10 protein-coding genes are annotated in these 8,725 nt (G+C 68.1%); 5 read left to right on the top strand and 5 right to left on the bottom strand.

The genetic code is table 11. The annotated features are described in order from the left end of the window. On the top strand, positions 1-760 hold a 760-nt coding region (locus tag ACWELQ_RS29305; RefSeq protein ID WP_452400264.1), incomplete at its 5' end, for a phosphopantetheine-binding protein. Positions 761-815: 55 nt separating this feature from the next. Here the strand turns inward: ACWELQ_RS29305 and ACWELQ_RS29300 are convergent. Together ACWELQ_RS29300 and ACWELQ_RS29295 are read right to left on the bottom strand one after the other, a co-directional pair. Then, positions 816-1,484 (bottom strand): disulfide bond formation protein B, encoded by a 669-nt coding sequence (locus ACWELQ_RS29300; protein WP_452400263.1) that lies wholly within the window; start codon positions 1,482-1,484, stop codon positions 816-818. Continuing rightward, positions 1,478-1,642: a DUF5993 family protein gene (locus ACWELQ_RS29295; RefSeq protein WP_452400262.1), complete on the bottom strand. Its 165-nt coding sequence runs from the start codon at positions 1,640-1,642 to the stop codon at positions 1,478-1,480. The genes ACWELQ_RS29300 and ACWELQ_RS29295 overlap by 7 nt, the downstream gene beginning before the upstream one ends. A gap of 157 nt (positions 1,643-1,799) precedes the next feature. Between ACWELQ_RS29295 and ACWELQ_RS29290 the strand changes: the two genes are divergently transcribed. The 3 genes from ACWELQ_RS29290 (at position 1,800) to ACWELQ_RS29280 (ending at position 4,427) form a co-directional block, all read left to right on the top strand. Further along, the gene (locus tag ACWELQ_RS29290) at positions 1,800-2,681 is read left to right on the top strand and encodes an oxidoreductase (protein WP_452400261.1); all 882 of its coding nucleotides are present in this window, start codon (positions 1,800-1,802) and stop codon (positions 2,679-2,681) included. A 17-nt stretch (positions 2,682-2,698) separates the two neighbouring features. Continuing rightward, positions 2,699-3,061 (top strand): PH domain-containing protein, encoded by a 363-nt coding sequence (locus ACWELQ_RS29285; protein WP_452400260.1) that lies wholly within the window; start codon positions 2,699-2,701, stop codon positions 3,059-3,061. Between the two features lie 274 nt (positions 3,062-3,335). Further along, positions 3,336-4,427: a 3-deoxy-7-phosphoheptulonate synthase gene (locus ACWELQ_RS29280; RefSeq protein ID WP_452400259.1), complete on the top strand. Its 1,092-nt coding sequence runs from the start codon at positions 3,336-3,338 to the stop codon at positions 4,425-4,427. A gap of 138 nt (positions 4,428-4,565) precedes the next feature. On the opposite strand, the gene ACWELQ_RS29275 is transcribed toward ACWELQ_RS29280, so the two are convergent. Then, positions 4,566-5,147 (bottom strand): GNAT family N-acetyltransferase, encoded by a 582-nt coding sequence (locus tag ACWELQ_RS29275; protein WP_452400258.1) that lies wholly within the window; start codon positions 5,145-5,147, stop codon positions 4,566-4,568. Positions 5,148-5,280: 133 nt separating this feature from the next. Between ACWELQ_RS29275 and ACWELQ_RS29270 the strand changes: the two genes are divergently transcribed. Continuing rightward, a complete protein-coding gene (locus ACWELQ_RS29270) occupies positions 5,281-6,210 on the top strand; it encodes a sigma-70 family RNA polymerase sigma factor (RefSeq protein ID WP_452400257.1) in 930 nt (309 codons plus the stop codon). A 9-nt stretch (positions 6,211-6,219) separates the two neighbouring features. Here ACWELQ_RS29270 and ACWELQ_RS29265 read toward each other — a convergent pair whose 3' ends face one another. Next, a complete protein-coding gene (locus ACWELQ_RS29265) occupies positions 6,220-6,723 on the bottom strand; it encodes an LppU/SCO3897 family protein (RefSeq protein WP_452400256.1) in 504 nt (167 codons plus the stop codon). Positions 6,724-7,017: 294 nt separating this feature from the next. Next, positions 7,018-8,514, bottom strand: coding sequence for an endoglycoceramidase I (locus ACWELQ_RS29260; protein ID WP_452400255.1), 1,497 nt, complete (start codon positions 8,512-8,514; stop codon positions 7,018-7,020). Positions 8,515-8,725 lie beyond the last annotated feature (211 nt).

The raw sequence follows: 8,725 nt of genomic DNA, 5'->3' as shown, positions 1-8,725 counted from the left end.
CGAGCGCACCGCGGACCGCTTCGTCACCCACGAGGGCCTGCGCTGGTACCGCACCGGGGATCTCGCGCGCTACCTGCCGGACGGCTGCCTGGAGTTCCTGGGCCGCGCCGACCACCAGGTCAAGATCCGCGGCTACCGGGTCGAACTCGGGGAGGTGGAGAGCGCCCTGCGCGGCTTGCCGGGCGTACGGCACGCCATCGCGGCGGTGATCGGTTCGGCCGCACCGAAACTCGCGGCCGTCGTGGTGGCCGAGGAGGGCGTCACGCTGGAGGTCGAGGCGCTCCTGGCCGCCGCCGCGGACCTGCTGCCCGCCTACATGATCCCGGGCCGGGTCGAACCGCTCGCCGATCTGCCCTTCACCGGCAATGGCAAACCGGATCGCAAGGCCATCGCGGCACTGCTGGCGGCGGGTGAGCGGGACGGCGAATTCCGCGCGCCCCGAACCGATGTCGAGCGCGCCGTCGCCGATATCGTGGCCACGGTGCTGGGCCGCGACCGGGTCGGCGTGAGCGACGACTTCTTCGCCCTCGGCGGCGATTCGGTGCTCGCCACCGCGGTCATCGCGCGGGTGCGGGACTGGCTGGATTCCCCGGACACGGTGGTGGCGGACTTCTTCGCCGCCCGCACCGTCGAGGGCCTGGCCGGGCGGTTGCTCGAGCGCGAACTCCGCGCGGGCGCGACCGGACGCCTCGACGAGGTGGCCCGGCTCTACCTCGAGGTGGCGGCCATGTCCGACGACGAGATCCTGGCCCTGTCCTGAAAAGCACGATCCCCGCGCCCTTTTCGCAGGGCGCGGGGATCGGCGGCGTTATCGCTCAGTGGTCGGCGGGCAGCACGCAACCGCCGTCCAGAATGCCCAGATCGTGCAGCAGCTTGTAGCAGGCCGGGTCGTCCGGCAGCACCCAGTGGAAGCCCTCCAGGAAGAACGTCGCCACCAGGTTGATGACGATCACCAGTCCGAGGAAGCCCATCGCCAGCATGCCGATGGTGCGATGCGGCCCGGTCGTCGGAATGGATTCCGAGGCGGTCGCGTGCGAGAACGTCAGCACCACACCGATTGTCGTGATCGCGGCGACGAACAGGATCCAGGCCCACACGTACAGGTGCAGGCCCAGGACCGCGCCGCCGTACCCCTGGTCGCCGGGCAGGATGTGCAGCATGGTCTGCCGCCAGGCGGTGAAACCGCCGCCGAAGCAGGCCACCACGGCCATGCCCCAGCCGACCATGTAGTCACGCCGCACGATGGACCCGGTCATGGCCTGGCGCACGATATACGCGCCGCCGAGCGCGGCCAGCATCATGAAGTAGCGCTGCAACATACACAGCGGGCACGGGTAGTCCCAGGTGCCGAACTGGACGCCGAGGCCACCGCACACCACCCCGGTCCAGCCGACGATGAAGATGACCGCGAGCCAGTACTGGATCTGCCCGGCGAACCCGCGGTCGCCGGTCGCGGTGGTCTCGGACGCGGTGGCGGTCACCATGTGTAGCCCAATCCGAGGCTGCTGGTGATGTGATACTTCAGCAGTCCCGCGCAGACCAGGACGACGATCCACCAGGCCGCCAGCATGCGCCGATGGGATCCCTGTTTCCAGATCAGGACGAGTACGCCCAGCAAACCCGCGAGTATCAGCGTGTCCATAGGCGCGGACGCTACCTGTTGCCCAGGTCGAAGCGATTGAAGGGGAAGTGGACACGCCGCGATCTATCGCCTTCGGAAGGTGCTGGCAAATATCGGGCCGAGGCCGGTTCCCGCTGACGCCGGACGGGTGGGCCTCCGCGCCCCTAGACTCGACCCCGTGAGCGGCTGGGACATCTCCGACATCCCCGATCAAGCGGGCCGGACGGTCATCGTGACCGGAGCCAACAGCGGGCTGGGCGCGGTCACCGCGCGGGCGCTCGCGGGCGCCGGTGCGAAGGTGATCATGGCGTGCCGCAATGAGCTGAAGGCGCGTTCGGTGGCCGACGAGATCGGGCCGAACGCCCAGGTGCGGCGGCTGGATCTGGCAGATCTCGCCTCGATCCGCGAGTTCGCCGACGGCATCGACGGCGCGGACGTGCTGATCAACAACGCGGGCGTGATGGCGGTGCCGCTCAAGCGCACCGCCGACGGTTTCGAAACCCAGTTCGGCACAAACCATCTCGGCCATTTCGCACTGACCGGGCTGCTGCTGGACAAGATTCGCGACCGGGTGGTCACGCTGTCGAGCGGCATGCACGCCATCGGCCGCATCGATCTCGAGGATCCGAACTGGGAGCGGCGTTCGTATCAGCGCTGGGCCGCCTACGGGCAGTCCAAGCTGGCCAATCTCATGTTCGCGCGGGAACTGCAACGCCGCTTGAGCGCGGCCGGCTCGGCGAAGGTGTCGGTGGCCGCCCATCCCGGCTACGCCGCCACCGAACTGCAGGGCCACACCGAGTCGCTGTACGACGCGCTGATGTCGATCGGCAACCGCCTGTTCGCGCAGAGCGCCGAAATGGGCGCGCTGCCAAGCCTGTTCGCGGCGACCGCCGAGGTCGAGCCGGGCGGTTTCTACGGGCCGACCGGATTGCGCGGCATGCGCGGCTATCCCGGCCCGAGCACCTCCACCGCCGCCTCCAAGGACGAGGTGACCGCGCGGCGGCTGTGGGAGCTCTCCGAACAGTTGACCAAGATCAGCTACCCCTTCGTGCGGAAATAGCCGGGAGCCCGGGAGACATGAGCATTCCGATCGACCGGCGCGACCAATACGACAAGATCCAGCAGGGTCTGCTCCCCGGCGAGCAGATCCTGGCGGTCTACGACGCCATCGGGGTGGGCACCGGATTCCTGGGGCTCACCGATCGGCGGGTCATCATCCAGGACAACTCGTTCGTCGGGAAGAAGATCGCGATCACGAGCATCCCGTACGCGCGGATCACGAGCGTCAGCATCCTGACCAACAAGTCGTTCGCGGGACAGTTCTTCTCCTCCGGGCACATCGCCATCAGCACCGGGCATCACACCTACGAGGTGGAGTTCCGCGGCGACGAGAAGACTCGCCACGTACACGACGTGATCCTGCACTACATCCTGCGCTGAGCGACTCGATTTCCCACGCGCCGACCTGGGGCATCCCAGCATTCGGGACGCGATTCCCAGCCATCGTGTCGCACGCCACATGCGCGAATCAGGATCTCTGGTACTGTCGCGACCATGCAGCGTGTGTATTTCTGGTTTAGCCAGCCGGCCCCGGGTGGGTCGCGCGGCGTGACCTCGCGCTGACATCCTCCACCCCGAGCCGGACGAAAACAGACCGGCTCCAAGGGAATTCGAAGCGAGATTCCGCGGGTCGGCCTGAGAACAGGAACCCCCGATGACCAGCATCGATCTCGACAAACATGCCGATCTCGACGATCAGCGCACGCTCAGCGTCTCCCCGCTGAGCTCGCCGCGCGAGGTTCGTGCCGCCCATCCCATCGACGACACCCTCGCCGACATCGTGCGCGCCGGCCGCAAGGCCACCGTCGACGTGCTCAACGGTGATGACGACCGCCTCATGGTGATCGTCGGCCCGTGCTCGGTGCACGATCCGGACGCCGCCATCGACTACGCGCGTCGCCTCGCCGCCAAGGCCGCCGAACTCGACGACCGGCTGCACATCGTCATGCGCGTCTACTTCGAGAAGCCGCGCACCACGCTGGGCTGGAAGGGTCTGATCAACGACCCGCACCTGGACGGCAGCTTCGACATCAACACCGGCCTGGACCTGGGCCGTCGCCTGCTGGTCGACATCACCGCGCTCGGTCTGCCGGTGGCGTGCGAGTTCCTCGACCCGATCACCCCGCAGTACATCGCGGACCTGGTCGCCTACGGCGCGATCGGTGCGCGCACCGCCGCCAGCCAGGTGCACCGGCAGCTGTCCTCGGCGCTGTCCATGCCGGTCGGCATCAAGAACGGCACCGACGGCGATGTGCAGGTCGCGGTCGACGGCGTGCGCGCGGCGGCCGCCTCGCACGTGTTCCCCGGCACCGACCTGGACGGGCGTTCCGCGCTCATTCGCACCGCCGGCAACCCGGACTGCCACGTCATCCTGCGCGGCGGCTCCAACGGCACCAACTACGACGCCGCCTCCTGCGCGGAAGCCCTGCTGCGCCTGGAGAAGTCGTCGCTGGCGCAGCGCCTGGTGGTCGACGCCTCGCACGGCAACTCCAACAAGGACCACAACAAGCAGGTGGACGTCGTCACCGATATCGCCGACCGCATCGCGGCGGGCGAGGACACGGTGGTCGGCCTGATGATGGAGTCGTTCATCGTCGCGGGCCGCCAGGACCTCACCCTCGGTCACTCGGAGGATCTCACCTACGGGCAGTCCATCACCGACGCCTGCATCGACTGGGACACCACCGCCGCCCAGCTCGAGCGGCTCGCCGACGCCGTCACCGCGCGCCGCGAGCGCCGCGGCTAGGCCCGGAAATCCCCTGACCCGCACCCACTCGTAGCGAGTTCATCTCGCGCGGAACGAGTTCGGCGTGCACACTGAGTTCGGCCCACACCCAGTCCGGCGGGTGTGGGCCGAACTTTTTCCGTTTCGGGGCGGTGCGACTCAGACGCCCGGGGGCCAGTGCTCGCTCGGGGCGGCGGGGTCGGTGCGCAGCCGTCCCGCGACCCAGATATCGCGGCGGGCGCCGCGCTGCATGCCGCCGCCGCGGATCAGACCCTCGTAGTGGAAGCCGTTGCGGCGGGCCACCGCGGCCGAGGCGTGATTGCCGGTGAAGGCCCGCCACTCCACCCGTTCGAAGGCCAATGCCGTGGGATCGAGCGCGACGGCGGTGACCAGCCCGGCGGCACGGGTCATCAGGCCCCGGCCGCGGGCGGCGGGGGAGAGCCAGAAGCCGATCTCGGCCAGATTCTCGTCGCGACGGGGATAGAGCGGGCTCAGGCCGATCATGCCCACGACCGGGCCGCCGTCACCGGGCCGCAGCGCCCAGGTGGGACTGCGGGTGGCCCAGCCCGGGCCGACGATGTCGTAGATGAATTTCTCCGCATCGGCCCGGTGATAGGGGACCGGCATGGTGGTCCACGCGCCGATGGAGGGTTCCTGGCACAGGGTGGTGATGGCATCGATGTCGGAGACGGCCGGCGGCGACAGCCAGACCGCGCCGTCGGAGAGGAATTCCGCGTCCATGCGGTCATGCTGTCACGGAAACGGTCGGGGGCGCACGGTCTTTCCGGCGGGGCCGGCCCCGATCGCACCGCCCGGCTGGGCTGTCACCGCCCGGTGGCGGGGGTGTCACCGGCCGGACGTAGGATCGAGCGCGATGGTTGCCGCTCTTCTCGCCGACTTGTTCGAAACGCATCGGCCGCATCTGCTCTCGGTGGCCTACCGGCTCACCGGCAGCGTCAGCGACGCCGAGGACGCGGTACAGGAGAGCTGGCTGCGCCTGTCGGTGGCCCGCCAATCCGAGATCGAGGATCTGCGGGCGTGGCTCACCACGGTGGTCAGCCATATCTGCCTGGACCGGTTGCGCAGCGCCGCGGTCCGGCGGGAAAAGTATGTGGGGCAATGGCTCCCGGAGCCCGTCGTCACCGCGCTCACGCCCTCCAGCACCCCGGATCCGCTGGCCGCGGTGGTGCGCAAACAGGAATTCCGTTTCGCCGCAATGGTGGTGCTGGATACGCTGACCCCGCCGCAGCGCGTGGCCTTCGTGCTGCACGACGGCTTCTCGGTGCCGTTCGGCGAAATCGCCGACATCCTCGGCATTTCCGCCGACGCGGCCCGGCAGCTGGCGACCCGGGCCCGCAAGGCCGTGGCCGCGGCTCCCACGCCGGTCACCGATGACGAGCACAGCGCCGCCGTACAGGCGCTGCTGACCGCCCTGGCCGCCGGAAACGTGGATGCCATTGTGGCCGCGCTACATCCGGACGTCCGCACCGTCGGCGACGGCGGCGGCGTGGTGTCCACCGCCATCAATGTGGTTGCGGGCGTGGACAAGAACGTGCGCCTCTGGATGGGCCTGTGGCGCCGGTTCCGGCTCTTCGACCCCGCCTACATCGGACCGGCGCGCGAACTCGAGCCGGTCCTCGTCAACGGCCAGTGGGGCATCCTGGCGCACGAATTCGCCTCCCACGAAGGCCAACCCGGCAGCCCGCCACGCGTGTACGCCTTCACCGTCCGCGAAGGCCGGGTCTGGGGCGTCTACGACGTCGTCAACCCGGCCAAGCTCAAAGGCATTCGCGTCCCGCACTGAGCGGGTTGTCTACTTCGGGTTGCCGAGGCAGAAGGTCGTCTTCGGGTCCGGGATGGTGCGGAAGGCGATCGTCGTGGTGGTGTCGCAGGCGAACTCGTCGGCCTGGCCGTCGATCCGCTTGATCACCTTGAACGACGCCTCGGGGGCGGTGCACGCGACGAACTTGTAGCCGGTGGCCTGGCTCTCGTTGTAGCAGGAGCCTTCCTTGAAGTTCGGGGTCAGGCACAGGAACGCGACGGTCTTGTTCGCCGAGTCCTTCTCCTCGTAGGAGGTCTGCTGGTCCTTGCAGGTGGCGGTGGCGTCGAACACCGCGGCCACCTTGTACACGGCCTTTTCGCTGGAGCAGTCGATCGGCGTGGTCTTGGAGTCCGACTGCGAGCCCTCGATGACGTTGATGCAGTCACCCACCTTGGACTTCGCGGTATCGGACTTGCTGGAATCCTTCAGCATCGAACAGCCGGATACGGCCAGCACGGCCACGGCCACCGCCACGAGGGCGAGTACGAGGCGCACGAGAGTCCTCGTTCCTGCGAACTTCACTAGCGAAAACCTTTCTCACCGAACAGTTCACGGCTGTGAACGCGGTGAGAATACCTCGTCAGTGCAGCATGGACAGTCCGTGCATGGCCAGCAGCGACATGTTGATGAGGAGTACGGGCAGGGCGCCGAGGAACGTCAAGCTGAGCGTGTTCACTGTCTTGCCTCTCGATCGAAATTATCTGGGCGCACGTCCAAAACTGTGCACTCGCTGTGTGTCGCTTCCCGCCGATGGCTCGTTACACAAAGCACGTCAACGGGTTTCGCGGATCATCCGGCCGAGCCGGAGCCCGATCCGCTGTCTGCCGAGCCGGTCCCGGAGCCGGTCCCCGAACCGCTGTCCGCGGAGCCCGTCGCGATCGGTCCGCTGGGCACGGTCGCGCCCTTGGAACCCGGCCGGTTGATGTAGACGGTCACCGGTGTCGAGGCGTCCGCCTCCACCGTCACCACCCGCGCGCCCGCCGTCGAGGTGACCCGGCCGCCGTCGACGCGCACCGCGTACCCGTCCGGGTAATGCAGATCGGACACGTAGATCTCGGTGACCCCGGCGCGCGGGGTGTAGCGGTAGGCGAAATCGCCGGTATCCGGGTCGAAGATCATCCGTCCGGGCGTGCCCGCGGTGGCCCGCGGATAGGTGCGCACCAACTGCCTGCCGACATCGCCGAGGAACGGATCCGGTTTCGGGCCGCTCGGGCCGAAACTCGAGGTGTAGTGCCAGTACTGCCAGCTCACGAAGCGGTTGTCGGCATTGACCAGGGTATTGCGCAGCACGCTCGCGTCCCCGTCGCCGAATTCGGTGACCAGCGTGGGCAGGTGGGTGCGGGCGGTGAAGGCGTCGATATTGCTCCACGTCTTGCCCTGCTGCGGCGGGCACAGGGCGCGCAGGAAGGCGGGCAGGCCCGAATAGATGGTCAGCTGGCTGGGGATGCAGTAGTCGTGCGGCGCGAAGGCGATGTCGGGCGCGCTGATCGGCGGATTCTTGCCCAGGTTGGTGGGCATGGTCTCGTTCCAGGTGACATTGGGCTCCCACAGCACCATCAGGTCGCCGTTGCGGGCGCGCACCGCGTCGGTCAGCTTCTGCATGGCCGCTTGATATTTGACGTCGAACCCCGGGCAGCCGTTCGGGTAGCAGGACAGAAAGGCCGACCCCGGCCACGGTTCGTTGAGCAACTCGAGGCCGAGCGCGCCGGGATGCCCGCTCACCCGAGCGGCGAGCGCGCCCAGCGCCTCGCCCAGGTGGTCGAGCACGCCGTACGTGTTGTTCCAGACCTCGTCCCAGCCCTGGTTCATGCTCGGCATCAGATAGAACAGCGGGAAGCCGACATTGGGCTCACCGGCTCCGGGCCGGGCGTGAATGGACCACTCCGGAAAACCGTTGCCGCCCCACGCTTTCGACAGGCCGTCCTGATGGTTGTCGAGCAGGGTGTGAATCCCGTACTGCGCCAAGGTGTCCACGACGCCCGCGACGCGGTCGAGGTAGGCGGTGTCGACGACGCCCGGGGTGGGCATCAGCCCGTCGAACGAGACGCCGAGGCGGACCGTGTTGAAACCGTGTCGCGCGAGCAGCGCCGCGTCGTCGGCGGTCAGCGTGAAGCCGTCGCCAGGTTCGATGTAAGGCGGTTCCTTGTCGACATTGTTGACCCCGTGCAGCAGCACGGTCCGCCCGCTGTCGTCCACGAACCGGGTCCCGTCGGTGTGGATCCGTTCGATGCCGGCGGGGTCGGCGGTCGCGATGCCGGGTGTGGGCAGGACCACCGCGAGTGCCACGGCCGCGCATCCTGCGGCGCGTCGCCATCGACTCCGGGCTGTGTTCGCACGCATCGGCACCCCTGTTCAGTTCGATCAGATCATGTGTCCAAATGGACGTCTGTCCAAGTTTGGGGTGATCGTAGCCACCGAAACTCGGGTCTTGACCGTTTTCGCGGAATCCAATGCCCGCTTGACCGGCCCGAACCTCCGCTGTCAGCGAAAAGGACGC

It is taken from the genome of Nocardia sp. NPDC004722 (assembly GCF_053601505.1).
Note: the sequence above shows the minus strand (reverse complement) of the source record. Positions and strands in the feature narration are given on the sequence as shown.

Excerpts from the sequence above, each read along its gene's own strand:
- ACWELQ_RS29275 (WP_452400258.1), bottom strand. The coding sequence starts at position 5,147 with ATGGACGCGGAATTCCTCTCCGACGGCGCGGTCTGGCTGTCGCCGCCG.
- ACWELQ_RS29295 (WP_452400262.1), bottom strand. The coding sequence starts at position 1,642 with ATGGACACGCTGATACTCGCGGGTTTGCTGGGCGTACTCGTCCTGATC.
- ACWELQ_RS29280 (WP_452400259.1), top strand. The coding sequence starts at position 3,336 with ATGACCAGCATCGATCTCGACAAACATGCCGATCTCGACGATCAGCGC.
- ACWELQ_RS29270 (WP_452400257.1), top strand. The coding sequence starts at position 5,281 with ATGGTTGCCGCTCTTCTCGCCGACTTGTTCGAAACGCATCGGCCGCAT.
- ACWELQ_RS29300 (WP_452400263.1), bottom strand. The coding sequence starts at position 1,484 with ATGGTGACCGCCACCGCGTCCGAGACCACCGCGACCGGCGACCGCGGG.
- ACWELQ_RS29285 (WP_452400260.1), top strand. The coding sequence starts at position 2,699 with ATGAGCATTCCGATCGACCGGCGCGACCAATACGACAAGATCCAGCAG.